Here is a 24,805-nt window from a genome sequence, read left to right on the forward strand (position 1 = left end):
TCACCCCCTCGCCTTCATCGCCCATGCCAGCGCCGATGCGTTCTCTTCCGGTGTCTGGTCGCCCCCGTGCCAGTGCTCGATGTGCACGGCCGGCGAGACGCCGGCCGTGCCGAACCCGCTGGGAGCGCCGTACGAGGCGGTGCCCGCGGCGAGGTCACCCACACCAGGCAGGGATGGGGAAGGGATGAGCGTGCGCATGGTGCGCGCGACGGCTCCGGCGCCCGAGCGGATGCCTTGGACTACGCCGGCGGGAATCCATCGGCCAACATCGCGCGCCATAACGCGACTTGGGCTGTGAATTCCCAACGCCTTCGCGATCGGCCCAGGGATCATGTTCTTCGCGAACGAGATCAGTTGCGATCTGAGCCAACTGCCCATGCTCCGGACGCCATTGAGCAGGCCCCGAATGAGGTCTGCCCCCTTGTCGTAGAGGAGGTGCCCCAAGCTGCCGAGCGCGGAAACGATCCTGCCGGGCAGTCCGCGTACCCACGTGACAAGCTCAGTTGCCTTGTTTACGGTGCCGGTCTTGGCGGACTGCCAGTGCTTGATGATCAGCCCGGCGAGCGTCCAGTTCAGAAAGAAACTGACGATCACGCCGGGGATGCCGCGCAGCCAATTGACGATGGCATTCCAGACGCGGACGGTGCCGGCCTTGATGGCATCCCAGTGCTTGATGATGATGCCGACGAGAGTGAAGGTCAGGAAGAAGGCGAGCAGCATCTGCCCAACGGCCTTGATCTTTCCCCACACCCAGTCCCACGCCGCGCCGGTGGCGCTGACGACGCTGTTCCAGTTGGCGACGATGAGCGCGACGAGCGCGACCACCGCGGCGATGATCCAGCCGACGGGACCCATGGCGAGCACCCAGGCGGCGGCCATGCGGGCGGCTTGAATCATGGACTGTGCGCCCATGAGGACCCAGGCGGCAACGGTGCGTACCGCGGCGGCGCCGGCGGCGACTCCCTGCCCGATCCACCCCGCCACGATGATGGCGTTGGTAGCGATGAACCGGGCGCCGGCAGCGACGCCAGCCGCGCCCTGTGTGATCCAGCCGGCCACCACCGCGGCGGTGGTGACAGTGGCCTGCGTGCCCAGCGAGATCAGCGCGGGCAGCATCACCAGCAGGATGACGCCGGCAACGATGCTGAACGCCGTGCCGTGTCGGGAGACGAAACCGGCCGCTGTGGCGATGCCCTGGCCGAAGTCGTCGAGGTATTCGCCTGCGGTGGTCAGGGCCGGAATGACGTACGCCCCAAGGACGTTGACGACTCCCTGTTGCAGGGAGCGCGTGAACATCGTGACCTTGGTCGATGCGTTGTCGCGCATCGTGTCGCCGGCCTTCTTGGCGGCCCCGTCTACCTTGCCGAGCGAGGCCACGGCCGCGCTCGGGTCGATCGCCATGAGGGCTTTGGACAAGTCCTCAGACTGGCTGCCGAGCAGTTGCTGCGCGAGGCGGAAACGCTCGGTCGGGTCCTTTACGGCCCGCAGGCGGTCGGTGATGGTGTCGAGTGCGGCCTGCGCTTTTGGGCCGCCGGTGGCGAACGCTGCGGCCATTTGGTCCGCGTTCAAACCGAGAGCTTTCAATCCGTCGGCGGCGCTACCGTCCTTGACGCGGATATTCAGCTCTTTCATCGCGTCCGCGACTATGTCAGCGTCGCGGGCGCCGGCAGACAAGCCCTGATGCATAATGCCCAAGGCTTCTTTGCCGTTAATTCCGAGGTCACGGAACTGTGTCCCGTACTCGTTATAGGTATCGAGAAGATCCTCGGCTTTATTGATGCCGAGCTGGGTTCCTCGGGTGAGAATGTCGAATGCCTCATCGGCATTTTTCGCCATTCCCGTTTTGAGCATCTGCCCAACGGCGTTGGCGGTCGGGCCGACTTCCTCGCCCATGATCTGTGCGACCTGGGAGAGTCGGCCTCCGACCTGTTCGAGCTCCTTCTGCGTGGCATTGGTGGGTACGAGTCCCTGCTGCCACAACGCCTTGAGGGCCTCGTTCGCGTCCTCGACGCTGTCCGTGTAGCCCTTGCTGTAGAGAGCGCCGGCAGCCTGTCCAAGCCGTTTCGCCTGCGCGGGGTCGGCACCGAGCTGAGCCGCAAGCAGGCTGTTGCCCTTCTGCTGCTCCATGGCCTCACCCACGCCGGCCATGACGGCGGCACCGATACCGGCACCGACCGCGGCCCAACCGAGAGCGCCCAACTTCTCTTTGAGGACTCCGCCGGCCTCGCCGGCGCCTTCCTCGGCCCCATCGGCGACGCCATCGCCGAGGTGCTGCCCGGCCTCCTCGCCGGCGCGCGCGGCTTCCTGCGTGATGGCCTCGGCCGCGCGAACGACGGCGGCCTCGGCCCGAGCGAGGCCGGCCTCGGCGCCCGACTCGTCCACTGAGACGGTGGCGAGCAGCTCGGCCACGGTGAGAGCCACAGCCGATCACCTCCCGTCGGTCGTGCCGGCGGGAATGCCGGTGATCGCTGCGATCTCCGAGGGGTCCTCAACGGCGCGCGGGGTGCGCTTCCACGCCTGCGCGAACCGAGACTCGGCCGGTAGGCCACCGACGAGGACGAGGAAACGGCGAGTCGAGAGGGCGGCGAGCTCGGCCGGCGCGAGCTGGTACTCGCGGGCGAGGTCCGATTCGATCGCGGCCCAGTGGGTCAGGACCGCACGCCAGAACCCGCCTTCTTCTTCGCTGTCTTCTTCGTGGTCGCGCGCCGAGCTGCTCGGTTCGGCGCCGCGGCTTTTCCCTTCTCCTGCTCGGCGTAGAGCTCGGCCGCGCGCTGCATGGACACCGAGCCGGGCGCGCGGATGTTGCCGGCGGCGTAGATCAGCACGATGCCGAGCTGCTGGTCGGTCATGCCGGCTTCGGCCCATGTGTCGAGCGCGCCGGCCCCGAACAGGGTGGCCAGCATCTTGGCGATATCGCCGGGCTCGGAACTGTGCTGCACGCGCTCCATCTGCAAGGTGAACATCAGCGGCAGCGATGCGGGCAACACGTAGGTGCGGCCGAACAGGGTCAGCGAGACGCGCTCGGCGGCGGTGTCCTGCTCGGCGAAGAATGCGTCAAAGTCGGCGGCGGTCTCGACGAGCGGCTGCTCGCCAGTCTCCTCGATCACGAGCCACCCCCGGCCACGGGCGCGGTGGTGGGCTTGCCGCACCGGGTGAACGAGGCGCTCCACGAGGTCTTGTCGTTGGTTTCGCCGCCCTGCTCGCCCGGGGTCACGGTGGCGTCCCACACGACCCAGGCGGTTTGGGTCTGGTGGCGCCACCGGACGGTGTTACGCGAGTCGATGCCGAGCCGGTAGGCCCAGACGGTATCGATATATGCCTGCCCGGGGTCCTGCGCACCGGTGGCCTTGTCGATGCGGTACTGACCCTCGATCTCGATGGTGGCGCCGCGCTGCATGATGTCTTGCTCGAAGTAGCCGTCAGAGTCGAACGCGACGGTTTCGGCGGTCTCTTCGTTCTCGCCGGGGTTGTGCTTGAAGCTTGTGAGGCCCGCGATGGGCAGCCATTTCTCGGTGGGCGCGGTGACGTCGAGTACCTCGAACAGCCAGCGCCGTGCGTCGATGGGACGCGACATGGGGGTGCCTCCTATTCGGGGCGGTGAAGGGTGGGGTTGTCGACGTCGAGGCGGAAGTTCACGACGTGCTCGTGCCTGCCGGCCGAGTCGGGGCCGAGCGGGGCGGGGGTCTGCTGCGCGACGGACAAGACCAGGTACGTGCCGTCGGGCAGCTCGACGCCGGCAAGGCCGTGCAGGGCTCCGTACAGGGCCTCGGCGCGCCGGCGGGAGATACGCGGGTCTGCGGTTCCGCGGACGCGTACCTGTAGCTGCCGGATGTCGTAGCCGAGGCGCGAGTCTTGCTCGCCGGCCCCGTACAGCCACAGCCCAACGGCCTCGCCCGGTTCGGGAGGCAGGGTCTCGGCGAAGGTGTCGCCGGTGACGCCGGTCGGGTCGTAGGTGAGCAGGCCGGAGGCGGCGAGGTGGCGGGCGATGCCGTCGAGCAGGTCAGCCACGGAGAGACCGCCGTACCTGCGCGGCGATGATCTCGCCCATGGCGGCGGCCTCGCGGTGGGCCGGGTCCTCAAGGAACTTCGCCTTACGGCCCGGGGAGTGCCGGGCGGTGAGGTCCTCGTGCACGCGGCGGGCGTATGGGGTGTCGTAGGAGACGGCGGCCACGAGGTTGGCGTCGTCCACGGAGGTGGCGCCGGATCGTTCGAGGGTCCCCTCGTCGATGGGTACCTCGGCACGGGACGCGGCGAGCAGATGCTCGGCGGCGAGGAGCAGGCCGCGCAGGGCGCCCTCGCGGGTGCGGCCGAGGACCTGGTCGCCGTTGAAGCGGACACGGGCACGGGGGCGGGTCACTCGCAGGTCACCTCCGTACAGGCCGGTACCGGCAGGCCCGGGGCGGTGTGGCGGGCGACAGCCACCGCGGTGGTGGTGCGGCCGTCGGGCAGGGTGATGCGGGAGCCGAGGGGGCAGTCGAGATCCGGCGCAGCGATGAGCGTTGCGGCGGCGCTGATGTCGCGCCCATCAGCTGTACGGAACATCCGCGGGGTGGGGTTCACGAGCGCCGGCACCCCGGGGACGGGCGGCCCGTACTGGGGGCCGTATGCGGAGTCGCCGGCGTACGGCTCCACTGTGATCCGGTGGCGCAGCAGGTAGGCCGGTACGCGGGTCACCACGGGAACACGAACCCTGGTTCGAGGCCGGCCCGGCGCAGGACTCGGTCGGCGCGCGGGGCGAGGTCGACGCCGGAGGCGCCCGGGCGGCGGGCGGTGCGGCCCGACAGGCTGACTCCGCCGATGCTGACGGAGTCCCACTGTCCGCCGGCCCCGGTGCCGTCGTCGCCGGCGGCGAGTTGATATTCGACCTGCGCACAGGCGGCATCGGCGAGCGTGGCGCGCAGGCGGGCGTCGATGGGGTCCCCGTCATCGTCGACGGGGTACACCGCGGTGAGCAGGGCGGAGTCGATGTCTTCGCTTGCGCGGGCGAGCAGTCGCTCGGCTCCCTCGGGTGCCGGCTGTCCGGTCCACGCGGCGAGCTGCTCGGGCGTGGCGTAGATACGGCCGGACACGGGGCTACTCCTCCTTCTTCGTGGTGCGGGAAGACGAACGGCCCGCAGGCTTGGAGTCCTGCGGGCCGTTCCCAGTGCTGGCGATGTTCTTCTGCGGTGGTCCCGTATCGAGGTCCTCGACGGTGTATCCGCGGCGCTGGAAGTACAGCAGTGCCCCGACGGGCAGCTCGTCGGCCTCGGCGCGGCCGTCGGTGAACTGGATGCCGGCCACGGTGCCGGTGTGCCCCTGGGTGGGGGCGGTGATGGCGTATGCCATGGCGGGGCCTCCTACTGCACCTTGACGTTGCGCAGCACGCCGGCCGCCTTGGTGGCCTTGAGGACCGTGGCCACGGGGCCGAGTTCTACCTCGCCAACCTTCACGGCGCCGGCGGTGCTGAAGTCCGGGAGCCACTGCCGCACGAGCTGTCCGCCCACGGTGGAAACGCCGTGGAAGCCATCGAGGCCGAGGCGGACCGCGTACAGGTCGGAAAGGCCGGTGATGGGGCCACCGCTTCCGGCCCCGTCGACGTCGCGGGACTCGATGGGGATCACGGGGGCTTCGCTGCCGGCCTTGGCGCCCAGGTCGACGAGCACCACCCCGTTGTACGACTCGATGTTCTGACCGAACGCGTTGGCCGTGCGGTCGTAGTAGCCGGCCCGGCGGGCGAGCGAGCGCACGCGGGCAATGGTCTTCTTGTTGCCGAGCAGCGCCGAGGGGGTGCCGTCGAGGGTGGCGAGGAACTCGTCGAGCAGGTCGAGAGCGTCGTTCGCCTTACCGCGGTCATCGCCGAGGGTGGCGCCGGTCCAGTCCACGGAGGCGGCGGCGTTCATCTCGGTGGTGGAGCCGGCGAGGGCGACGTCGAGTCCGTCGAACCCGAGCTCTTCCCCTTCGGTCTTGACGCGCTCGCCGTTGATGACCTGGTCAGAGAAGAAGGCGCGGGCAGCCTTGATGGTCTGCCCCATCTGGAACGTGACCTCGTTGGTTGCCGCGGCGCCCAGGTTGGCGAGGACGCGGTCGATCTCGAAGGCGCCACCGAGCGGGCCGAGGTCGACGGAGTACCGCTGCCGCTTGGCCTGCGCCTTGCTGTACTCGGTGTTGAGCTTCCGGAACGAGGCTCCGCGCTCGGTGACGAGACGGGTGTATCCGTACGTGAGGGTGGCGCCCCCGCCGGCCGGGGACACGGCGTCTTCAAAGGTGAGGTTGTCGAGTAGCCACGAGCTCTTGCGGAACTCGTCGATCACCTGCGTGTCGATGTCGTCCTGCGTGTTGAGCCGCGCGTCGGCAAGCGTGATGGGCATGGATGGATCTCCAGTTGGTTAGCCGCCCATGCGGGCGGCGATGGCGTCGTGCAGGGAGGCGGGCTTTCGGTCGCCGGTCGGCGCGCCGTTGAACTCCCCGCCACCGCGCGGCGGAGCGGCGGGGGTGGCCCGGTAGAGGTCGGGGTCGGCGTCAACGGCCGTCTTGATCGCGGTGAGCAGGTGCTCGTCGAACGTGTCGCTGGCGGGGTCGAGCTTGGCGACGGCATCGAGGAACGCGCGGGAGTTGAGCAGCCTGTCGGGGCGGGCGCCTTCCTTGCCCGCGGCCTTGTAGGCGGCGAGCTCGACCTGCGCCGTGCGGAGCTGTGCGGAGAGGTCGCCGAGCTGCTTGTCGCGGTCGGCGACGGCGGCGGCGAGCTTGGCGGGGTCCTGCTCGGCCTCGTCTCCGTCGGGGTTGAGTGCCTTGGTCACGGCGTCGAGCGCGGCGCGCAGTTGGTCGCGTTCCGCGCTCGCCTCGTCGGCGCGCTGGGTGACCTGGGCGAGCTGCTGCGAGGTCTGCTCGCTTCCGGCCGGCAGGGCGCCCGTGTCCGGCGCGCCACCATTGGGCGGGGTGGCCGGCGGCGTGCTGGTGCCGGTGGTCGGATCGCTGCCGCCGGGGCTGGTGTCGGTGGGGTTGTCGGGCATGACTGTGCGGCCTCCATGGCGGTGTGCGGGCATGAAAAAAGGCCCGCCATGTGGCAGGCCAGGAAGGGAAGTTGGAGCGGGGCGCGGGGCTGCTATTCCTCGTCGGGGAGCGGGCGGCCCTTGGCGTATCCGCGTACCCATGCGGAGCGGCGGAGGTCGCCGGCGGGGTACGGGCATGAGCTCACCGGGGCGCGGGTCTTGCCGGCCTCAAGGCCAGCGGTCAACGCGCGGACGAGGTCACCTCGGGTGCCCACTGCTGCCCCCTGCTCAGAGTCGGTTCTGCTGATCGTTGCGGGACTTGCGCGCGGTCTCCGCGGCCTCGTTGCGCACGCCGGTGATCTGCTCGGTGTACTCGGCCAGCGTAGTGCGCGGGTGATCCTGCCACCAGCGAGTCAGGTCCTCGGACGCACGGGCGTAGGCGACGTGCGCCGGCCCCGTGAAAAGGGTGGCCGGGTCGACGCCGGCCGCACGAGCGGCACGGTTGAGGAGATAGCCGTTCGTGGCGTCCTCGGCCGCCATGTACTGCGCCCACACGTGTTCGCGGTACATCTCGCGTATCTGCTCGCGGGTGTAGGCGGTGCGCTGCTGCTCGGCGGCCCACTCGCGTTCGGCGATCCATCGCTCGGTGGCGGTCATGCCCTCGTAGGGGTCGACGTCGAGGGCGAGCGCCCCCCAGTCGTCCGGCGTACCGGCGGGGGCGAGGGCTTCGTCGAGGGCGGCCCGGTCGGCGAGCTGCCCCTCGACGGTGTGCGCTCCAGCGGCCTCGGGCAGCGGGGCGGGCGGGTACCGGCGGTCGAGCTCGTCGGCGATGCGCTCAGCCTCCCCGGGACGGGAGGCGTAGCGGATGGCCCACCCGAGGACGTCGTCGGCCACCGTCGAAAGGTCTTGGACGAGCCGGCCGCCGGGGAAGGTCGCAGCAAGCAACTGTCGGCGGTCAGCCTCGGCCGCAAGAGCTGCGAGCTCGGCCTCGTCCACGTGACGGGCGCGGGCGGCGAGCTGCTCGTCGGAGAGGCCGATGAGGTCCCGGCGCGCCCCGGGCAGGGACGCGTCGAGGTCGCGCCGGTCCATCTCGGCCATGACGCGCAGCATGTCATCGTCGGGCAGGTGCGCGTACGCGCGGGCGAGCTCGTCGTCGGAGAACTGCGACAGGTCCTCGGCGAGTCGGCCGGCGGGGCGGACACGGTCGAGCAACTGCTGCTCGTCGCGCCGGTCGGCCTCGGCCTCGATGCGCCGCAGGTCGCGGTCGTCGAGGTGTCCGGAGCCGTAGGCGTCGGCGAGCTGCTCGTCGCGCAGCTCGGGCAGCGTGCGCTCGTCGCCGGCCCGCACGCGCGCGGCCTCGACCGCGGACTGCGGGGGTGCCGGCGCGGTGGTCGGCAGGTTGCCGGCCCCGGGCTGCTCGCGCACGCGCTTACGGATGAGTTCGGGGTGCGCGGCGAGGTGGTCGCGCTGCTTCTTCTGCCACGCCCGCACGCGCGCCTCGGCCGCCCGCTTGCCCTCGGGGGTCGTCGCGGCGGCGGCGCGGTTCTTCCACTTGCGTATGCCGCGCTCGATGGCGCGCTGCTTCTGCGTGGCCTCGTATCTGTCGGGGTCGGTGGAGTGCTCGACGGGATGCCGGGTCACGCCAGGCAGGTACGCCGCAATGGAATGACGGCAGTTGGGATGTTGAAAGCCATTGCGGCGGGCCTCGTCGAGACTGCCGGCCACGTGCACGCGCACGGTCCGGTCGTCCTCGGTGGCGTGCTCGGCCTCGACCGTGCGCGCTCCGTCCGGGCCATCGAGCGCGAGCACCTCGCCTTCGTAAGGCCGGCACAGCGGGCACTCGTGCGGCGCGTTGGAGACGATGACCAACGAGAGTCCGGCAGCGCGCAGCTTGTCGCGGTGTGCCTCGACCGCCGCCCGCCCCACGGCGGTACGCACGGCCATCTCGCCGTACGCGGTCATGGACCACGCGCGGCCGGACCGATCAACGAACGTGCGCAGCCCGCGGTCGGCGAACCGTTCGAGAGCGCGCTGCGTGGCCTGCCGGCGAGTGTCGATGCCCAGTACCGGCGTCGCCGACACCTCGCTGATCACCTGCCGGTACCCGTCCTCGACACCCCGCAGAATGCCGCGGTGCGTCTGGGTGACGAGCTCGACTGTCTCGTGCGCGATACGGTCCACCGCGCGCGCGGCCGGCGTCGACTCGGCGATGCGCCGGCGGTCCACATCGGACAGCGCGCCGAGCTCGGCGAGCCCGGCCTGCGCCCCGGTGTTGTACGCCTCGGCCACCACGTCGAACACCTCAAGATCGACGGCTGACGCGAGGGCGTCGACAACTCCCTGCGCAGCCCGGCGTAGCGGCTGGACGTCGCGCAGCTTGGCCGAGGCCCACCCCGGCGCCTCAAGGCCCGTGGCGAGCTGCCGAGCGACGATGCCCAGCAACCGCGCCTCGGCGTCCGCGTACAGGTCGCGGATGCCGGCCGAAAGATCCTCGACCATGCCGGGATGGATGGGCACGGGACGGCACCCCCCACCCTGGACCGGGATTGAATGTCAGTGGTGGCCGGTACGGTCGTGAACATGACCTCTGTGCAGCTCAAGCTCGGCGACGTCGTTACGCGCGCGGACATGCAGGCGATGTTCGGCGGTGGCCCCCAGGGCGGCATCATTCCGTCCAGTACGACCCCCAACGTCCTGATCTACGCGGATCACGACAGCGGCAAGGACTACGGCTATCAGGATGGATGGCTTGCCGAGGAGGACGAGAAGGGTCCCGTCTTTGAGTACACCGGGCAGGGGGTCGAGGGTGACCAGACCCTGACCGACCGGAACAAGGCCGTTGCGCTGCATGTCGAACAGGGCCGCACACTGAAGGTGTTCGTCTGCGTCGGGTACGTCAAGGGCAACAGCGGAACCAAGAAGCACCGGTACCTCGGTGAGTTCACGCTCGATGACGACGAGCCGTTCGTGCGGCGCCGCGCCCTCGACCAGAACAAGGACAAGTTGCGGTGGGTCTACGTCTTCCGCCTGCGTCCGCTGGCCGAGGTTGAGCAGGTCGCCGAGGACTTCGTGTCCGCGGCGCCCGAGGACGACATCGAGACCGTGCCGGCCGTGCCGATCAGCGACCCCACGCTGCTTGAACTCAAGCCGGCCGAGGCGACTTCGGGACAGGTCACCAAGCCGGAGAAGAACAGTAAGAAGAAGGTCACCCGCAAGGCGAGCGATGCCGTCGAGATCACGTGGCGCGAGGCGGAGTTGAGCGACCGGTTCCTCGCGTTCCTCCAGAGCCAGGGCCACGAGGTCAAGCGGGTCAAGATCCGGATTAAGGGTCTGACCGCCACGTTCTGGACGGATCTGTACGACGTGACCGACAACGTGCTGTACGAGCTCAAGGGCAGCAGCGGCCGTAACGCGGTACGGATGGCCATTGGGCAGTTGCACGACTACAGCCGGCACATGCCTAAGAAGGATGCGCGGCTCGTCGTGATGCTCCCCGAGAAGCCGGTCGACGACTTGGCCGAGCTCGTCGCGCACGCCGGTATGGAGCTTGCCTACGAGGACGGCGACAAGTTCGTCGGCTGGACTGCCGGCTAGCCGCTCACCCCAGTTGCCCAGCCTGCATCGGGTCGGGCACTGTCGCACCGGTCTCCGTCAGAATGCGGTCGGCTTCGGCCTGCACAGCAGCGTCGTCCCAATCCGGGTGCAGGATGCGCACCTTGGTGTCGACGCTCACGGCCTGCGCCTGCGCAAGCAGGGACAGGGTTTGCGCGACTGACTGCGGGTCCTCGGATACCGAGTCGCCGAACGCCACGGCGGGTACTTCGTCGACGGTGAGCGAGGGCGTGAACCACTGCCGGTCAAGGCGCAGCATTACGTGCAGCATGGCGGCGAGCGCCGGCGCCCAGTACCGCGATTTCTTGTCACGGGTGATCATCGAGCGGCGCTCACGGGCGACAACTTCTGTGGCTGTGGCTGCGGTGGTGTCGCCGAGGCCGAAGGTCTGCGCGGCGTATCCGGCGAGCTGCACGGCCTGCCGCATGAGCGCGGCCGAGGTCCGCTCGTGCTCGTCCACCCTGATGGCGAACTGCGACAGGGTGATGCCGGCCCCGCCGGTTTCTGACGGCGGGATGCTGAGCGCCTGCCAGATCTCGCGGTCAGCGTCGAAGCTGGCGCCGCGGCCCGGGCCGTGGTCGCGCAGGTACCCGTCGGGCACGATGAGCCGCGCCCGGGCGAGGCGAATGTCGCGCAGCCATGACGACCATGTCTCGTCGAGCGCGTCGAACAAGTCGTGCGCGGACTGGTAGTCGCTGCGCCCGAACGCGGAACCGCGGTGGCGGCGGTTGGGCCGGATGTTGGGCACGTAGGCGGCGGTGAGGACGTCGAGGCCGGTCTCGATGCTGTCGCCGGCCTCGCCGAGGGATGCGGCGAGCTGCTGTGTCTCGGCGTGCTCGGTGAGCGGCACTCGGGTGCCGAGGTTGTCGTCGCGGCCCTCGTAGAGTCCGTGGACGATGCGGCCCGGCTCGTGTCGTTCGAGGTGGCGCCACACGGTTGCGGAGTCCGAGGCGAGCTCGCGCCAGATGGTGACGGCTACGAGCTGCCCCCACCGGAATTCGGGCACGGCGGAATCGGCGTGCACGGCGGTGAGCAGCGGCCGGCGGGCAAGGTCTGTATCCCAGGTGACGCGCAGGAACACCCCGCCGAGAGCGGCCCCGACTTCCGCGGCCTCAAGCAGGGTGTTCGCCACCCCGCCGGCCGTGGTGATCTGGTCGAGGCGGGCCTGCGCGGTGGCGTCCGCCACGGTGAAGGTGGGCGGTTCGGAGAACAGAAGATCGGCGCTCGTGGTGGCGATATCGGCCGGCAGCGGTATGTGCAGCCGGCCGTCGTGCCGCGCCCCCGGTGCGGGCCGGTTGCGGCCCCACAGCCGGCGCCGGCCATCGTGGCGCCGCTGTGCTTCGGTGCGGTAGACGTCGGCCAGGCGCCGGCGGTCACCGGAGTACCAAGCGTCGTCGAGGCGCATCTCGCGGTATAGGCCGGCAAGGTTGGGCGGCGGCCACGGAGCGCCGTTGTCAGGCAGAGGCACGGTGCACCCCCCTTCACGACGAGGCCCCGGCGCCGGCAGGGCGGGATCTGAGGGGCTATGCGGTGGCGAGGAGTCCTCGCCACTCGTGGGCGGTGCTGTGGAGGACATAGCGCAGGGCGTCAACGCTGTGGTCGTCCTGCTTGACGGGGCGGTCCTCGCCGCGGGCGGCGGCCTCTTCCGACCACACGTAGTTGGGCAGTTCAGCGAGCAGGCCAGCGCATGAGCGGTGAATGCGCAGCAGGCCGGAGTCGAGAGCCACCGACACCGACCGGATGCCGTCGAGGACGTCGTTCACAGCGCGCGCCACGCCCGGGTGTCCGTCGGCCCAAAGCTGTGTGGAGTAGCTGGCGGCCGAGGGGTCCACGAACGTCCACTCGGGCTCGACGCGCTGCTCGGCAAGCCAGTCACGCACGGCGCGGCTGTATGCGGCGTCAGTCATCTGCCGGCGCGTTGTACGGGCCTCGTGGCGCCACTCGCTCACGACGTAAAGCCGGTCGTCGTCGCCTGCACCCAGGAGGAGCGCAGAGAACGGGTTGCTCGTGCCGTAGTCGATGCCCACCCAGTACCGACGCATCGGGGGCAGCTCGTCGACGACGTGCTGCGCCTCGTCGTACGAGTCGTAGATCGCGCCCTCGGCGACGACCCACTCGCCCAAGATCATGCGCCGACGCCATAGGCCGGTGAACTCGGCAGCGAGCGCGGCGACGTAAGCCGCGGAAAGGCTCGGGTTGTCGGCGAGCTTGAAGTGAAAGTCGGCGAGGTCGAGCTCGCCGGCGCGGTCGAGGTAGTCGGTCCGCAGCCAATGCCGGGGGCTGTCCGGGTTGGTCGTCCCGATCAACTTCGCGCCGGGCACGGAGAGGCGGGCGAGCAACTGCCGGAAGAACGGAGCAGGTAGCAGCGTGATCTCGTCGGCATAGGCGAGAGCTGCTGTCATGCCGCGTAGCCGGCCCTCGGCGCGTGCGTCTGCTGCACCGACGAGGTGAACAACGCGACCGAGGATCACGGCGGTGGTGGCGCCGCGGGTGTGGCGCACCTCGGCGGCGAGGTCACCGAACAGGGTGGGATCTTGCAGGACATCGAGGCAGTTGCGTTCGATCGTTTGCAGGCTGCGCCCGACGATCACGATAAGACCCGTGGCCGGCGCCCTGCGGACCAGAAACAGGAAGCAGACGAGACTCGCGATCGTCTTTCCTGAACGCACGCTGCCGTGCCAGATGTTGATACGGGCCGTGGCGCCGCGGATGGACGCGAGCTGCTTGTCGGACAGAGGCAGAGGCGCGCCCATCACACCCCCTGTCCGTCACCCCCAGTCGGCCCGAGCAGGACGTCGGCGAGGCGGTCGAGCATCGAGCCGGCGCCGCTCCCGGTGCCGGTCTGGCGGGCGAGCTCGGCGACCCGGGCATGTACTTCGGTTAGCGCGCGGGCTGCGGTGGCGTGGTCGCGAGCGTCACGAGCGGACTCGGCCGAGGCAGTGCGTGCGACTTGGCCGAGGGCACCGTCGAGCGCGTCGTCGGCGAGCTGTTCGCGACGCGCGGCGGCGTCCGCGCGGCGAGCCTCGGTCGCTGCGGAGACGCGTGACCCGCCGCTGAAGGCGAGCCCGAGGTCGGCGGCGATCTTCGAGACCGTAGCGGCGGCGCGGCCGGTCTCGCGGGCGATGGCGTTGCGGGACAGCCCTTGAGCATGTAGACGACGTACCGCGGCGCGGTCGGTCTCTTCGATGGGGTCGGCCACCAGCCATCACCCCCTCGAACGAAACCGCCCGGGTGGGCTCCTAGCCGCTCTGTGCGATGTGGCGGGTTGCGGCTCGGGGATCGCCCTTGACGAAGGTCAGTACGTATTGGTGGTGGCGGCCGATCTTGCGGGATGCGCGCCATTGCTGAGGTAGGCGCATGGCAGCGGTACCGATCGGGTTGTGCAAGATTGCGTCGTTGTAGAGCCGCGCTCCCGCTGACGCGTGTGCCGCAACTGTCAGCGGAACGAGACCGCGGAGCATCCCGTCGGAGCCTCGGACTTCCCCAACAACCCACGTCGCGAACCGGTCGGGTGCCAGACAGCGCGCACTCTCGCGGATGATCTCTGTGTAGGCCGCCGTGAACTCCTGCCACGGCATCGCGGATAGGTCGGCCGGGTGATCGGAATAGCGTTCAAGATCGTGGTACGGCGGACAGGTGAATACGTAGTCGTACGCGGCTTCCGGCAACGCGGGTAGCACGTCGGCGGCGTCCCCCAACATCCATGTAGGAGTGGTGGCGAGCAGGTCACGGCCGTTCCACTCCTGCGCCTGCTCCTCGTTCGCATCAAGCTGCGTAGGCGAAAGGTCAATGCCGGTGTACTGGTACCCGCCGTTTCCGGCGACTAGCCCACGCACGGAACCGCCGGCGAACGGGTCGAGGACTCGGCCGCCCGGCGGACAGAACCATGCATAGCTCGTTTCCGCGAGTACAGGATCGAAGGTCGACAAGCTGTCGTTGATCGCCCCTAGTCGGAACGTCTGCACGTGCTCCCGACCTCGGCGGCTACGCAATCCAAGGTCGTCCCAGGTGCGGCGCCGCTCCTGCCATGGGCCGCGGTCGGGCCGAAGTACCGACAGAGGGCTGATGCCAGGGAAGCCGTAGGGGGCGAGCCGGGTGTCGTCAAACAGCGCATCAGGGATGTCCGGCACGGGCTACCTCCTCACAGACACGGCGACGCCCCGCCGCAGAGGCGACGGGGCGTCGAATTCGAGGGGGTCAGTGTTTCCGGGCACGCCGGAGGCGCTTCGAACTATAGGTCACGATCGGATAACGGCGCAACCCCTATGGGGACTTAGCCGAAGAGGGCGCCCTGCTCGGCGATGTCGCCGAGGTCGAACAGCACCACATCGGCGGGCGCCGGCTGACTGGCGATCCATCCCTCGCGCCAGGTGCCGGCGGCCTCGGCCTCGTCGTCGTGGACGACTTCGAGCTCGATGGGCGCGGTCTGCTCGGTCTGCTCGGTCTGCTCCTCCCCGGTCCAGTGGCACCAGTGGCACCCCTTGCCGGAGCACTCGGGGCAACGGTCCTCGTCCGGTGTGGCGTTGCACTCCTCGCAGGTGTCGACCTGCTGTTCGCTGTCGCGGTGTTCGACGCACAGCAGATCCCACATGTACAGCGGATCGCTGGCGGGGGCGCCCTCCTCGGCGTTCATATCGGCGGCACGGTTGGCTGCCTGCACGGCGCAGTCGTACGCCTCGACGCACCCCTCATCGCTGAACACGCCGGCCTCCTGGATGGACTCCTTGCGGGCGCACGCCTTGATCGGTTCGCCGCTCACCCCGTCCAGCGGGAACACGTTGTGCACGCACCGCGGCTCGCCGAAGTCGACGCCGGCAAGCACCACGTTCGCCGCGCGGGTGTTCTCCTCCAGCGTCGGCGCCGGCTGCGGCTCAGGCCGCTCGGTGCCGTCTGCGGGACGGTGGGCGAACACGCACTGCGAGCTGCGCAGCATCGGCTCGACATTCCAACCGCGCTTGCTGAGGCGGTCGGCGAGGCAGTCGAGCGCGGGACCGTGCGGCATCTGGTCGCGGCGGATGATGCGGCCCCCTTCGAGCCAGTACACCGCGACTCGGCGCCCGCCGCGCGGTTCAACGAGGTAACCGCGCACGTTCTGCTCGTCCTCGGTCGGGTTGCTGGTGTCGTGGTGGTCGGTCATGCGGGCAAAGGCGAGGTTGTCGAGGGCGCCTCGTGCGGCCACGACGTTCGGGTGCGTGGCGTTGCTCGGGGTGCTGCCCTCGGCGACGCCGGCGTGCTCGACGATCACGCCCTCGACGACACGCTGCTCGGCAGCGAGCGGGGCGGCGGTCTCCTGGGCGAGCTGCTCGACCAAGGCGTCTACCTGGGCGCCGAACGTCGCGACCGCAGCCTCGTGCTCGTCGAGGTCTGCGCCAACTTCGCGCAGGTCGGCGAGCAGCGCGTCGGCCTCGGTGAGCGATTCCGCAACGCTGTCGGCGAGGGCGTCAAGCTGTTCATCGACGGTCGGCTTCGCGGCGGCCCGCTTCTCGGCTGCGCGGTGGCAGGGAGCGCACAGCTCGAACCCCTTGGAGAACAGGGCGACGGCTTCCTCGGCGTCCAGGTATGAGGTGATCCCGCGACCGCACAGGCCGTCGTCGTTGCTCGGCGAGTAGTGCACGCGCTTGCCCTTGCCGATGACTGCGTACCTGACGCCGGCCCGCTCGGTGAACGTCTGCTGCTCCATGGCGCGCACTCCCTTGGTGGTGTGGTCGCCGTCCGGAGTTCGGCGGCGCACCTCATTTATAGACCCTCTAGAAATTGGATTTCAAGAGGGTCTAGAAAAGAATCTCGGATGACCCCGTACGCTGCTCCCATGGACACGACCGACCCCGCCGAGCAGGAGCGTGCTGCGCTGCGCGCCCGCATGGCCGAGCACCTCGACGCAGCCCTCGCCCCGCTGGCGGAGATCGCCGATCCGGTCGAGCGCGAGCGGGCTGCGCGACTCCTCGCCGACGATCTGCTGCCGGATGCGGTGAAGCGGGTCAAGGCCGTACGGGGCGAGGCGGTGCGCGAGCTGCGCCAGACAATGACGCTCGCCGCAGTCAGGGAGCGCACGGGGCTGTCGATCGCTCGTATCGACCAGATCGCCAAGGGCAAGTAGCGCGCGGCCCGAGGGGCGTCTCGGACCGCGCGGCCGGCCTACGCTGCGGCGGTGATGTCCACCCCGAGCGCGGCAATCAACTCGGGCAGGTCCTCCCACCCCCACACGCGCGCCGCTTCCTGATCGTCCATGCCCACGGGCGCAGGGCAGTTCATGCCGCCCCCGCACAGCACCCTCGGCGCCTCGTTCGGCTCGGTGTGCAGGGTGAGCTCGCCTCCGCACCAGGGGCACGGGTGGTCCGGTATGGGCGTGAAACGCTGGTCAAGCCCGAGGGTGCGCAGCAGCAGTCCCTCGACGACCCGCGCGGTACGCCGGGCCTCGTGCAGCAGATGCGGAGGCAGGGCAGCGAACGGCGGTGGGGTGAGCGTGCCGTCGATCTGCTGTTCAGGCTCTGTGTCCTCGTCGAGCACGCGCCCCTCAACCCACACGCACGCGAAGTGCAGCCCATGCGCGCGTGATCCCACCGCGCCCCGGGCATCTGCTGCGCCCGGGTTCTGGAAATCCCAGCGGCGGGGGTCGCCGACGTCGGCGTGCTGAACTGCGGCGGCGAGGGTGTCGGCGAGGGCGAACACCTGCCGCTCGATAGCGAGGCCGGCGTCGAGTGCATCGAGATTGAGCGGTGCGGGGTGCTCTCGAAGCACGAGGGGCGGGCGGTCGGCGACGGTGAGGGAATCGTCGTCGCTGGCGCGCAGGGTGTGTGAGAGCCGCCGTGGCGGCCACACGTCGGCCGGCGGGGTCTCGATGGCGAGCAGCAGCTCGGCCCACAACTCCCTCACGGTGCGCAGTGCGTCGACGGTCTCGCGACGGGCAATGGCGGCGGACGTCATCTGTGGTGGTGCTCCCTGTCGTGCAGTCATCAGCCGGTTGTCGGTGTTCACGGAGGCCCGCAAGTGCACTGGTTCATCGCGTTGACGGAGAACCACTGCGCGCGTCCTTGCCGGTGTGGAGCTGGGCGAGCAACCCGTCGCGCTCAGCCTCGATCTCACGAATGGCGTTCTCCGCGGCCTCGATGCGCTGGTGCAACCGCATCGCCGTGGCCTGCTGTCCGCCGGCGCTGCGCCGGTGGGTGTCCGACTCGATGACCTCGGCATCAACATCGGCACGGAGCTGGGCGCAGTCCTCGGGGCTGAGCACGCCGCGGTCGGCTCGGGCGAGCGCGAGCCGGAAGCGGTCGCGGCGGGCGTCGCGCTCTGTCTCGCGTGCCAGGGTGCGGCCTCGGCGGGAGTCGGCTCGGGTGCGGGTGTTGCGTGTCATGGGCTGTGGTCTCCGTTCGGGGCTCGGCGGGCGGCCGGAGGGCAGGCGGTGCAGGTGGTCGGGCAGGTAATGCGGTCGAGGCGGCGCAGCTCGCGGTCGAGGTGGTTGTCGCTGCGGACCGCGAAGGCGAGAGCAGCGCAGGGGGCGAGCACGATGGTGAGGGCGAGCAGGGCAACGCTCACAGGGCTATCTCTCCGTTCGTTCGGACAGGCCGCAGCAGCGCGAGCTCGACGACGTGGCGGCGGTCATGGGTTGCGCGCCCCTTCTTCGTCCGGAAGTTGACGAGCATCGAGTACGGGCCGGGTAAGCAGGCGAGCGACAAGGCGCCGAGCGCGCGAGGTCTCCCGCGCGCGAGCCGCGACCGGTCGCGCTGGGCAACTCGCTGTCATGTGCCATCCCTCGGCGGCGAGGCGGTCGGTGAGCGAGGCAACGACCGAGGTCGCGAGGTGCGGGTGCACGTCGAGTTCGTCGGTCAGGTGCGCGGTGATCACGGCTTGGGCAGCGGGTGGGATCATCGGGCCTCGCCTCCGCCGCTCGTGTGTCGGGCACGTGCGTCTCGGCGGGGTGCCGGCGGTTGGCACATGATCCGGGCGAGGCGTATCTGCTCGGCGTCGGTCTGGTCACCGCCGTCCGCGAGTAGTGCCTCCACACGTGAGGGGTGCACGCCGGTGAGCGGTCGCCGGCCTTTTCCCCGGCTGCGGAAGCTGCTGCGGCACTGCTCGTCGATCGCTGCAAGGCAGTAGGGGCACTGGACGTTCAGGGGGTCCGGCAGTCCCTCGGCGACGAACTGCTCGCGGCGAGCGCGTGCCGGCCTGAACTGCCGAAGTTCGGCGGCGACATGCGCGGGCATGTACCGGCGCGGGCCGGTGCCGACACTCGACATGAGGGCGGCGAGGCGCCTCTGCCCAGCCTGATTGATCTCGGCTCGGTATTGCGCTGGCGCGGCATGTCCGCGGGCAACCGCGGTCCGGGTGCCGAGTAGTTCCTCGCGCCAGGCCCGCGGATTGTCCGGGTCGGCGGCCGGGACCGGGTCCGTGTGGCGGTTCATGAGCTCGGCCCGGTGTGGCCCCCACGCGGCGAGGAGATCGTGCGGGTCGATCGGCCGGTACTGCGACGAGCGGTTGCCGCCGTGCTGCTCGTAATAGCGCTGGGTGGCACGGGCGGCATCCCAGCCGAGTTCGGGCAGCGTCGCAGGCACATCGGCGACAGCGGCAGTCCACTCCGAGATGGTGCGGGCGGACTGCTGCGGGTCTGCCAGCGCGCGGCGCACCCGAGAGTCGAGGGTTCCGGCGAACGCCAACAGGGCGGCGATCTGTTCGGGAGTCATGGGGTGCCCTCCTGTTGGGCGAGTAGGGCGAGGCCGGCGGCGAGGTTGTCGGCGTAGGCCGCGGGCGACGATGGCCGCGGCGGTGTGCTCGGTGCCGGCCGGTCGAGGTCGCTCCAGACCTTGAGCCAGTAGCGGGCACTCTTCGGTGCCTCGCCTGGGTTGGTGCGGTGGGCCGCGAGGCCGACAAGGGTCTCGACGCCGTGCGCCCGTGCGAGCCGGTAGACGTCGCGCTGCTCGCCGAGGCCGAGGGACCATCGGACGGTGATCGAGGCGGCGGCAAGAGCGGCGTCGAGCGGATGCAGTTCGGGAATCAGTGCGGTGTTCATCGCGCGCGGCTGCTGCTGCTGTTCGTCTTGTAGAGAGCTTCTTTTGTTCTGGGGGCCGGTAGCAGGCCCCCCGGGGACCGATCTCCGGCCCTCCCCCGGGCTGGTAGTCGGTCCCCCCGGGGTCGATGCCCGGCCCTCCCCGGGGCCGCTCACCGGTCCCCCGGTGGCCGATGTCGAGCCCGGGTCAGAATCCGGCCCGGGCTGATCTCCGGCCCCCCTCGCGTTGAGTAGGGGGAGGCGGTAGACCGTTTCTCCGCCAGGGCCGAGCTCGCCGTCGACAACGGCAAGCTCGCCCGACGTGAGAAGGGCGTCGACAGCGTTGCGGACGGTGGATCGGGCGGCGCGGGTGCGCCGGATAAGTGAGGCAGTGCCGGCGTAGGCGACGCCGTTGGCGTCGGCCCGGTCAGCGATGGCGAGCAGAACCAGACGAGCGGCGCCTCGGCTGTCGGACTGGGACCACGCCCATGCCGTCGCGGCGAGGCTCAACGGTTCTTCTCCTTAAGGGGATCGGCGAGCCCGGAGGTTCGGGCAGGCCGGCGAGTGCGGCGGGCGTATGGGCGGGGCAACGGTTTCCGACGATGTACCGGCGTACGCCGATCGCGTGGCAGTAGGCGCCGGCGGCGCCGTCCCAGAAATCGCAGATCACGCCGCGGACTTGGTGGCGCCCACGTAGCGGGCGTAGACCACATGACGGGCGACGTCGTCCTCGATCACGGTCCGGGCGATGGCCTGAAACGAGCCAGCCGGCGCGTAAGACGCGAGCTGCGCGGACCGGATCGCCTGAGCAGCCGCAGCAGCGCGGGCACCCGTGGCCTTTTCCTGGATCTCCGCCCACTGGTTCGGGTGTGCTCGGAGCTGCGCGACGAGCAGCGCATGCCGTGTGTTCTTCTGCCGTGCCGGCGGCGGGCCGGCGAGAAACTTGACGCTCATTTCATCCCCCTGTGTCTGTTGCAGAACTCGAACAGAGAGACTTAGAGGGAAGCCGAAAGATCCCGAATGTCTGTTCGTGTTCGTGAACAAGAACAACGTAGACAGGGCCGATTCCCGACGTCAACGCAGTTCGGAGGTGTGCAACCGGGCAAGATCACTGGTTAGATGAGACTGTTCATGTTCTGCGACAAGAACGGAGTGGGACCGTGTCGGAGAACGACACCCCGATACGCCCGGCCTCGGGTGAGGGCGAGAAGCCCGTGATCATGCTGCGGGACATCGTTCGAATCGCGATCGACGCGCCGAACGAAACGCTGCGCACGTTGGCGGCCCGAGCCGTCGATCCCGAGACTGGCCGGCGCATCGCGCACAACATCCTGCCGAAGATCGCCGAGGGGGAGGGGTATAGGCGTGAGCGATGGATCATCGGAGCTGTCGCCGCAGCAACGGGCCGCAACATCGCAGACGTTCAAGCGGCAGCCTCGGCGGAATGGACCGGCCTCGATGTGGCCAAGCTGCGAACCAGCGCGCCGGGGACGACTGTGGTCGTCGCCTATGCGGAGGGAACTAGTCCGCAAGACCTGCCCGTTCTCCAGGAACGCTTGAGGGAGCTCGGGTTGGGCAACCTCCGAATCTTGCCCCCCGATGAGCAGTAACAGGCTGTCCTAGTCGCGTGACCTGTGGTGGTTTGTGGCGGTAGTGTGATCAACGCTCTTGCCTCGGGCGTATGTTCGAGTGTTTGGGCTCCGCCATGCCGCAAGGGGGAAGCACCATGTTCCGCGTCCGCCGTACCCGACTCGACAATCACACGCCTGCCGCCGGCGCTGCTCACGCCGACGAGCGGCACATCCTGCTCGACGACCGCCACATCACTGACTCTGGGGCCATCGCCTTGGAACTCGTACTGAACGCCCTTCCCCCCGCCTGTGGTGACACCAATGAAAGCGATGCCGGACCGGATACCGCGTAAGGCTGCACAAGGGGGAAGGGGCCGCACGGCAGAAGCCGCGCGGCCCCTTCTGCGTTCAGGCGGCCCGTAGCATGTTGACCGAGCGGGTGCGTTTGCGCAGATCAGGACCAGGATTCCGCGTGCCCCGTGCGTGCCCGGCGCGTGCCCGGACGGCTCCGGATCTTGCGTCAGGGGACGTCACTCCCGGGGCGTAAATCCGCCCGCCACCTGCTGAAACGGCATCGGGCGTCATGTCTCGTCATCCTCAGACACAGCCTCGTCCGGACTTTTAATCCATTGGTTGTGGGTTCGAGTCCCACAGGGCCTACGAGAACGCCCCCAGCTCAACGACACGATGAGCTGGGGGCGTGTCTGTTTCCAGAGCCCCGCACCCAGGCCGTTCACCGGGTTCCGTACGCCCGCAGGAACGCCGCCACGCCGCCGTTGATCAGGCGGTCCGTCTCCTCCTTGGGCAGGGGCAGGACGCCGTAGTGGGTGCTCTGGACGATCGTGTGCGAGGTCAGGGCCATGAAGTGGCCGGCCGTCAGGGCCGGGTCGCCGTGCGGGTCGAGGAGGCCGGCCTCGGCGAGGCGGGTCATGGCCTCGGTGAGGGCGCGGCCGACCGGTTCGGGGCCCGCCTCGTGCCAGGCCTTCAGGACCTCCGGCGGTACGTGGTCGGCCTCGGCGTGGATGTGGCGGACCAGGGCGAAGTGGTTCGGATAGTCGTCCATCAGGCCGACGAAGCCGCGGGCGAGGGACACCAGGTCGCGTTCGAGGTCGTCGGGGTGCGGGGGGCGCTCGGGGTCCAACACGGCTTTCAGGCGTGCCAGTTGGGCGTCCCGGACGTCGCTCGACGTCCATGTCACCACCGTCTGGAAGAGCTGCGCCTTGCCGCCGGGGAAGTGGTTGTAGAGCGTGCGCGTGGAGATGCCGGCCTCGGCGGCCAGGGCGTCGACCGAGGCACGGGCGTAGCCCTCGCGGCCGAAGAGCGTGCAGGACGCGCTCGCGATGGCGATCTGCTTCTCCAGCTTGCGCGGTGACACCTCGCGCTGTGCCCGTGTCATCCGGGTTTCGTTGGTTTCGCCCACTCTCGCTCTCCCTCCCGGACTCGAACTGTACCCGACTTACAACGCCCGTTGTAATTTCTACAACGAGCGTTGTACTTTACTGGCAAGGCGGCGGCCGCACCCGGCGGCCCGTCCGCCGCGAGCCCGAAACGGGGATCCCTGTGTCCGACCGCAATGAAGTCCCGCTCCGTGTCGCCGTGATCATCGGCAGCGTCCGCGAGGGCCGGCACGGCCGTACCGTCGCCGACTGGTTCCTCGGCACCGCCGCCGGCGACGCGGACCTCGACCTCGACGTCATCGATCTCGCGGAGGTGGAGCTGCCGCTGGTGCTGCCCGGCTGGGGCGGCACACCCAGCCCCGAGACCGTCGCCGCCCTGAACGAGGTCTCGCCGCGCCTGGCCGCCGCCGACGCGTTCGTCGTCGTCACGCCGGAGTACAACCACAGCTTCCCGGCGTCCCTGAAGAACTTCGTCGACTGGCATCACGCCGAGTGGCAGGCCAAGCCGGTCGGCTTCGTGTCGTACGGCGGTCTCGGCGGCGGTCTGCGGGCGGTCGAGCAGCTGCGGCTGGTCTTCGCCGAACTGCACGCGACGACCGTGCGGGACTCGGTCAGCCTGCACGGGCCGTGGTCGGGCCTCGGGGAGGACGGGACGCCGCGCGACGCGGCCGTGTGCGCGGGTGCGGCCAAGGGCATGCTCGGCCAACTCGCCTGGTGGGGGCGGGTCCTGCGGGCCGGCCGCGCCGAGCACCCGTACGCGGGCTGAGGGCGGGGTGGGGGAGATGAGCACGGCCGAGCCCGCCGGGGCGGCGGTCACCGGACCCGCCCGGCCGGCAGCGGAGGCGACCACCGCGACCACCGCGCTCTACCGCGTCGTCGCCGTCGTCGTCATCGGCTCTCTGATGTCCGTGCTCGACATGACCATCGTCAATGTCGCGCTGCGCCACCTCGCGGAGTCCTTCGACGCCCCGCTGGCGACGATCCAGTGGACCGTCACCGCGTACACGCTCGCGCTCGCCGCGGTCATTCCCGCCGCGGCCTGGGCGATGGGCCGGATCGGCGCCAAGCGCACCTATCTGACCGCGCTCACCGTGTTCACGCTCGGCTCGGTGCTCGCCGCGTGCGCCTGGGACGCGGGCAGCCTCATCGCCTTCCGTGCGCTGCAGGGGCTGGGCGGCGGGCTGCTGATGCCGGTCGGCATGGCGCTGGTGATGCGGATCGCCGACCGGGCCCGGCTCGGCCGTGCGATGGGCCTGCTGGGGCTGCCCATCATGGTCGGACCGATCGCCGGGCCGCTGCTCGGCGGCTGGCTGGTCGACTCCGCGTCCTGGCGCTGGATCTTCCTGGTCAACCTGCCCGTGGGCGCGCTCGCCCTGACGCTCGCGGTACGGCTGCTGCCCGGGGACGCGCCCGATGCCCGTACCGCCGGGGTGCCCCGCCTGGACGTCCCCGGCCTGCTGATGTTCTCGCCCGGTCTGGCCCTGCTCCTGTACGGCCTGGCCCGGGGCGGTGAGCGCGGCGACTTCACGGCGCCGGGCGCTCTGCTGCCCACGCTCGCCGGGGCCGTCCTCGCCGCCGCCTTCGTACGACGTGCCCTCACCGTCCGCGCGCCGCTGCTGGACCTGCGGCTGCTGGGCGACCGTACCTTCGCCGCAGGCATCGCCACACTCGCCCTGTTCACCTGCGGATACTTCGGGTCGATGCTGCTCGGGCCGCTGTACTGGCAGCAGGAGCGGGGCGTGAGCGCGACCGGCGTCGGGCTGCTGGGCGCTCCGGTGGGGCTGGCCGTCGGGGTGGCGATGCAGATCGCGGCGCGGCGGATCGACAGGGTGTCGCCGCGCAGGCTGATTCCGGCCGGGATCGCGGTCGGTGCCCTCGGGATGGCGCTGGTCGCACTGCAGAGCGGGGTGAGCGGGGTGCCCATGTGGCGGGTGGTCGTCCCGGCCATGGTGATGGGCGTCGGGGCCGGCACGGTGCTGATGCCGACGATGACGACCGCGACCCGTGACCTGCCCGCCGACCGCGTGGCCGCGGCCAGCACCGCGCTGGGCATCAACTCCCAGCTGGGGGCGTCCGTCGGGACGGCGGTGCTGTCGGTGGTGCTGGGATCGGCGGGCATGGAGCCGGCGCGCTTCCGGATCACGTACGCGATCGCTGCGGCCCTGCTGGCCCTGGCGATCCTGCCGGCACTGCGACTGCCGGACGCCCGCAGGGGCTGAGGAGCGTGGCGGCGGGGCTGCCGGGCGTGGCCGGGCTGAGGAGCCTGGCGGCGGGTGC

30 protein-coding genes are annotated in these 24,805 nt (G+C 70.0%); 6 read left to right on the forward strand and 24 right to left on the reverse strand.

Features of this window, described 5'->3' with window-relative positions; all coding sequences use genetic code 11:
• The 12 genes from ACIRU3_RS12990 to ACIRU3_RS13045 form a co-directional block, all read right to left on the reverse strand.
• Positions 1-2,421 (reverse strand): phage tail tape measure protein, encoded by a 2,421-nt coding sequence (locus tag ACIRU3_RS12990; RefSeq protein ID WP_404055393.1) that lies wholly within the window; start codon positions 2,419-2,421, stop codon positions 1-3.
• Between the two features lie 227 nt (positions 2,422-2,648).
• The gene (locus ACIRU3_RS12995; RefSeq protein ID WP_404055395.1) at positions 2,649-3,107 is read right to left on the reverse strand and encodes a hypothetical protein; all 459 of its coding nucleotides are present in this window, start codon (positions 3,105-3,107) and stop codon (positions 2,649-2,651) included.
• A complete protein-coding gene (locus ACIRU3_RS13000; protein WP_404055397.1) occupies positions 3,104-3,574 on the reverse strand; it encodes a phage tail tube protein in 471 nt (156 codons plus the stop codon). Before ACIRU3_RS13000 ends, ACIRU3_RS12995 begins: the two co-directional genes overlap by 4 nt.
• Before the next feature lie 11 nt (positions 3,575-3,585).
• A complete protein-coding gene (locus ACIRU3_RS13005; RefSeq protein WP_404055399.1) occupies positions 3,586-4,008 on the reverse strand; it encodes a minor capsid protein in 423 nt (140 codons plus the stop codon).
• Positions 4,001-4,357 carry a hypothetical protein gene (locus tag ACIRU3_RS13010; RefSeq protein WP_404055401.1) on the reverse strand — a complete coding sequence of 119 codons (357 nt, stop codon included), beginning with the start codon at positions 4,355-4,357 and terminating at the stop codon, positions 4,001-4,003. The genes ACIRU3_RS13005 and ACIRU3_RS13010 overlap by 8 nt, the downstream gene beginning before the upstream one ends.
• Positions 4,354-4,674, reverse strand: coding sequence for a hypothetical protein (locus tag ACIRU3_RS13015; protein WP_404055403.1), 321 nt, complete (start codon positions 4,672-4,674; stop codon positions 4,354-4,356). The genes ACIRU3_RS13010 and ACIRU3_RS13015 overlap by 4 nt, the downstream gene beginning before the upstream one ends.
• The gene (locus ACIRU3_RS13020) at positions 4,671-5,069 is read right to left on the reverse strand and encodes a hypothetical protein (protein ID WP_404055405.1); all 399 of its coding nucleotides are present in this window, start codon (positions 5,067-5,069) and stop codon (positions 4,671-4,673) included. Before ACIRU3_RS13020 ends, ACIRU3_RS13015 begins: the two co-directional genes overlap by 4 nt.
• Positions 5,070-5,073: 4 nt before the next feature.
• Positions 5,074-5,325 carry a hypothetical protein gene (locus tag ACIRU3_RS13025; RefSeq protein WP_404055407.1) on the reverse strand — a complete coding sequence of 84 codons (252 nt, stop codon included), beginning with the start codon at positions 5,323-5,325 and terminating at the stop codon, positions 5,074-5,076.
• A gap of 11 nt (positions 5,326-5,336) precedes the next feature.
• Entirely contained in the window at positions 5,337-6,347 is a 1,011-nt protein-coding gene (locus ACIRU3_RS13030; RefSeq protein ID WP_404055409.1) for a major capsid protein, read from the reverse strand.
• Positions 6,348-6,365: 18 nt separating this feature from the next.
• On the reverse strand, positions 6,366-6,989 hold the full coding sequence (locus ACIRU3_RS13035) for a hypothetical protein (RefSeq protein ID WP_404055411.1): 624 nt from the start codon (positions 6,987-6,989) through the stop codon (positions 6,366-6,368).
• 92 nt (positions 6,990-7,081) lie between these two features.
• Positions 7,082-7,243, reverse strand: coding sequence for an Rmf/CrpP fold protein (locus ACIRU3_RS13040; RefSeq protein WP_404055413.1), 162 nt, complete (start codon positions 7,241-7,243; stop codon positions 7,082-7,084).
• A gap of 13 nt (positions 7,244-7,256) precedes the next feature.
• Complete coding sequence (locus ACIRU3_RS13045) at positions 7,257-9,485, reverse strand: phage minor capsid protein (RefSeq protein WP_404055415.1); 2,229 nt, start codon at positions 9,483-9,485, stop codon at positions 7,257-7,259.
• Positions 9,486-9,548: 63 nt separating this feature from the next.
• On the opposite strand from ACIRU3_RS13045, the gene ACIRU3_RS13050 reads away from it, so the two are divergent.
• A complete protein-coding gene (locus ACIRU3_RS13050) occupies positions 9,549-10,562 on the forward strand; it encodes a hypothetical protein (protein WP_404055417.1) in 1,014 nt (337 codons plus the stop codon).
• Positions 10,563-10,566: 4 nt separating this feature from the next.
• Here the strand turns inward: ACIRU3_RS13050 and ACIRU3_RS13055 are convergent, their stop codons facing one another.
• The 5 genes from ACIRU3_RS13055 to ACIRU3_RS13075 form a co-directional block, all read right to left on the reverse strand.
• Positions 10,567-12,048, reverse strand: coding sequence for a phage portal protein (locus ACIRU3_RS13055; protein ID WP_404055418.1), 1,482 nt, complete (start codon positions 12,046-12,048; stop codon positions 10,567-10,569).
• Between the two features lie 55 nt (positions 12,049-12,103).
• On the reverse strand, positions 12,104-13,333 hold the full coding sequence (locus tag ACIRU3_RS13060; RefSeq protein ID WP_404055420.1) for a PBSX family phage terminase large subunit: 1,230 nt from the start codon (positions 13,331-13,333) through the stop codon (positions 12,104-12,106).
• Positions 13,333-13,779, reverse strand: coding sequence for a hypothetical protein (locus tag ACIRU3_RS13065; protein ID WP_404055422.1), 447 nt, complete (start codon positions 13,777-13,779; stop codon positions 13,333-13,335). The genes ACIRU3_RS13060 and ACIRU3_RS13065 overlap by 1 nt, the downstream gene beginning before the upstream one ends.
• Positions 13,780-13,819: 40 nt before the next feature.
• Positions 13,820-14,710, reverse strand: coding sequence for a class I SAM-dependent methyltransferase (locus ACIRU3_RS13070; protein ID WP_404055424.1), 891 nt, complete (start codon positions 14,708-14,710; stop codon positions 13,820-13,822).
• Between the two features lie 143 nt (positions 14,711-14,853).
• Positions 14,854-16,260 carry a hypothetical protein gene (locus ACIRU3_RS13075; RefSeq protein WP_404055426.1) on the reverse strand — a complete coding sequence of 469 codons (1,407 nt, stop codon included), beginning with the start codon at positions 16,258-16,260 and terminating at the stop codon, positions 14,854-14,856.
• A gap of 129 nt (positions 16,261-16,389) precedes the next feature.
• On the opposite strand from ACIRU3_RS13075, the gene ACIRU3_RS13080 reads away from it, so the two are divergent.
• A complete protein-coding gene (locus ACIRU3_RS13080; RefSeq protein WP_404055428.1) occupies positions 16,390-16,677 on the forward strand; it encodes a hypothetical protein in 288 nt (95 codons plus the stop codon).
• Positions 16,678-16,715: 38 nt separating this feature from the next.
• Here ACIRU3_RS13080 and ACIRU3_RS13085 read toward each other — a convergent pair whose 3' ends face one another.
• The 6 genes from ACIRU3_RS13085 to ACIRU3_RS13110 form a co-directional block, all read right to left on the reverse strand.
• Positions 16,716-17,504, reverse strand: coding sequence for a hypothetical protein (locus tag ACIRU3_RS13085; RefSeq protein ID WP_404055430.1), 789 nt, complete (start codon positions 17,502-17,504; stop codon positions 16,716-16,718).
• 73 nt (positions 17,505-17,577) lie between these two features.
• A complete protein-coding gene (locus ACIRU3_RS13090) occupies positions 17,578-17,931 on the reverse strand; it encodes a hypothetical protein (RefSeq protein ID WP_404055432.1) in 354 nt (117 codons plus the stop codon).
• A complete protein-coding gene (locus tag ACIRU3_RS13095; protein WP_404055433.1) occupies positions 17,928-18,113 on the reverse strand; it encodes a hypothetical protein in 186 nt (61 codons plus the stop codon). The genes ACIRU3_RS13090 and ACIRU3_RS13095 overlap by 4 nt, the downstream gene beginning before the upstream one ends.
• A 329-nt stretch (positions 18,114-18,442) precedes the next feature.
• Positions 18,443-19,258, reverse strand: coding sequence for a hypothetical protein (locus ACIRU3_RS13100; RefSeq protein ID WP_404055435.1), 816 nt, complete (start codon positions 19,256-19,258; stop codon positions 18,443-18,445).
• Positions 19,255-19,584, reverse strand: coding sequence for a hypothetical protein (locus ACIRU3_RS13105; protein ID WP_404055437.1), 330 nt, complete (start codon positions 19,582-19,584; stop codon positions 19,255-19,257). Before ACIRU3_RS13105 ends, ACIRU3_RS13100 begins: the two co-directional genes overlap by 4 nt.
• A gap of 642 nt (positions 19,585-20,226) precedes the next feature.
• Positions 20,227-20,514: a hypothetical protein gene (locus ACIRU3_RS13110; protein WP_404055439.1), complete on the reverse strand. Its 288-nt coding sequence runs from the start codon at positions 20,512-20,514 to the stop codon at positions 20,227-20,229.
• A gap of 206 nt (positions 20,515-20,720) precedes the next feature.
• On the opposite strand from ACIRU3_RS13110, the gene ACIRU3_RS13115 reads away from it, so the two are divergent.
• Both ACIRU3_RS13115 and ACIRU3_RS13120 read left to right on the forward strand, forming a co-directional pair.
• A complete protein-coding gene (locus ACIRU3_RS13115; protein ID WP_404055441.1) occupies positions 20,721-21,170 on the forward strand; it encodes a hypothetical protein in 450 nt (149 codons plus the stop codon).
• Positions 21,171-21,286: 116 nt separating this feature from the next.
• A complete protein-coding gene (locus ACIRU3_RS13120; RefSeq protein ID WP_404055443.1) occupies positions 21,287-21,484 on the forward strand; it encodes a hypothetical protein in 198 nt (65 codons plus the stop codon).
• Between the two features lie 380 nt (positions 21,485-21,864).
• Here ACIRU3_RS13120 and ACIRU3_RS13125 read toward each other — a convergent pair whose 3' ends face one another.
• Complete coding sequence (locus ACIRU3_RS13125) at positions 21,865-22,551, reverse strand: TetR/AcrR family transcriptional regulator (protein ID WP_404055445.1); 687 nt, start codon at positions 22,549-22,551, stop codon at positions 21,865-21,867.
• Positions 22,552-22,691: 140 nt separating this feature from the next.
• Between ACIRU3_RS13125 and ACIRU3_RS13130 the strand changes: the two genes are divergently transcribed.
• Both ACIRU3_RS13130 and ACIRU3_RS13135 read left to right on the forward strand, forming a co-directional pair.
• The gene (locus ACIRU3_RS13130; RefSeq protein WP_404055447.1) at positions 22,692-23,294 is read left to right on the forward strand and encodes an NADPH-dependent FMN reductase; all 603 of its coding nucleotides are present in this window, start codon (positions 22,692-22,694) and stop codon (positions 23,292-23,294) included.
• A 16-nt stretch (positions 23,295-23,310) separates the two neighbouring features.
• Positions 23,311-24,747: a DHA2 family efflux MFS transporter permease subunit gene (locus tag ACIRU3_RS13135; RefSeq protein WP_404055449.1), complete on the forward strand. Its 1,437-nt coding sequence runs from the start codon at positions 23,311-23,313 to the stop codon at positions 24,745-24,747.
• The last annotated feature ends 58 nt before the right edge of the window (positions 24,748-24,805 follow it).

Origin of the sequence: Streptomyces sp. NPDC101151 (genome assembly GCF_044768335.1) — a bacterium.
Taxonomy (GTDB): Bacteria; Actinomycetota; Actinomycetes; order Streptomycetales; family Streptomycetaceae; genus Streptomyces.

Excerpts from the sequence above, each read along its gene's own strand:
- ACIRU3_RS13050 (WP_404055417.1), top strand. The coding sequence starts at position 9,549 with ATGACCTCTGTGCAGCTCAAGCTCGGCGACGTCGTTACGCGCGCGGAC.
- ACIRU3_RS13025 (WP_404055407.1), bottom strand. The coding sequence starts at position 5,325 with ATGGCATACGCCATCACCGCCCCCACCCAGGGGCACACCGGCACCGTG.
- ACIRU3_RS13135 (WP_404055449.1), top strand. The coding sequence starts at position 23,311 with ATGAGCACGGCCGAGCCCGCCGGGGCGGCGGTCACCGGACCCGCCCGG.
- ACIRU3_RS13060 (WP_404055420.1), bottom strand. The coding sequence starts at position 13,333 with ATGGGCGCGCCTCTGCCTCTGTCCGACAAGCAGCTCGCGTCCATCCGC.
- ACIRU3_RS13105 (WP_404055437.1), bottom strand. The coding sequence starts at position 19,584 with ATGAACACCGCACTGATTCCCGAACTGCATCCGCTCGACGCCGCTCTT.
- ACIRU3_RS13090 (WP_404055432.1), bottom strand. The coding sequence starts at position 17,931 with ATGACACGCAACACCCGCACCCGAGCCGACTCCCGCCGAGGCCGCACC.
- ACIRU3_RS13120 (WP_404055443.1), top strand. The coding sequence starts at position 21,287 with ATGTTCCGCGTCCGCCGTACCCGACTCGACAATCACACGCCTGCCGCC.
- ACIRU3_RS13080 (WP_404055428.1), top strand. The coding sequence starts at position 16,390 with ATGGACACGACCGACCCCGCCGAGCAGGAGCGTGCTGCGCTGCGCGCC.
- ACIRU3_RS13085 (WP_404055430.1), bottom strand. The coding sequence starts at position 17,504 with ATGACGTCCGCCGCCATTGCCCGTCGCGAGACCGTCGACGCACTGCGC.
- ACIRU3_RS13110 (WP_404055439.1), bottom strand. The coding sequence starts at position 20,514 with ATGAGCGTCAAGTTTCTCGCCGGCCCGCCGCCGGCACGGCAGAAGAAC.
- ACIRU3_RS13000 (WP_404055397.1), bottom strand. The coding sequence starts at position 3,574 with ATGTCGCGTCCCATCGACGCACGGCGCTGGCTGTTCGAGGTACTCGAC.
- ACIRU3_RS13100 (WP_404055435.1), bottom strand. The coding sequence starts at position 19,258 with ATGACTCCCGAACAGATCGCCGCCCTGTTGGCGTTCGCCGGAACCCTC.
- ACIRU3_RS13075 (WP_404055426.1), bottom strand. The coding sequence starts at position 16,260 with ATGGAGCAGCAGACGTTCACCGAGCGGGCCGGCGTCAGGTACGCAGTC.
- ACIRU3_RS13035 (WP_404055411.1), bottom strand. The coding sequence starts at position 6,989 with ATGCCCGACAACCCCACCGACACCAGCCCCGGCGGCAGCGATCCGACC.
- ACIRU3_RS13030 (WP_404055409.1), bottom strand. The coding sequence starts at position 6,347 with ATGCCCATCACGCTTGCCGACGCGCGGCTCAACACGCAGGACGACATC.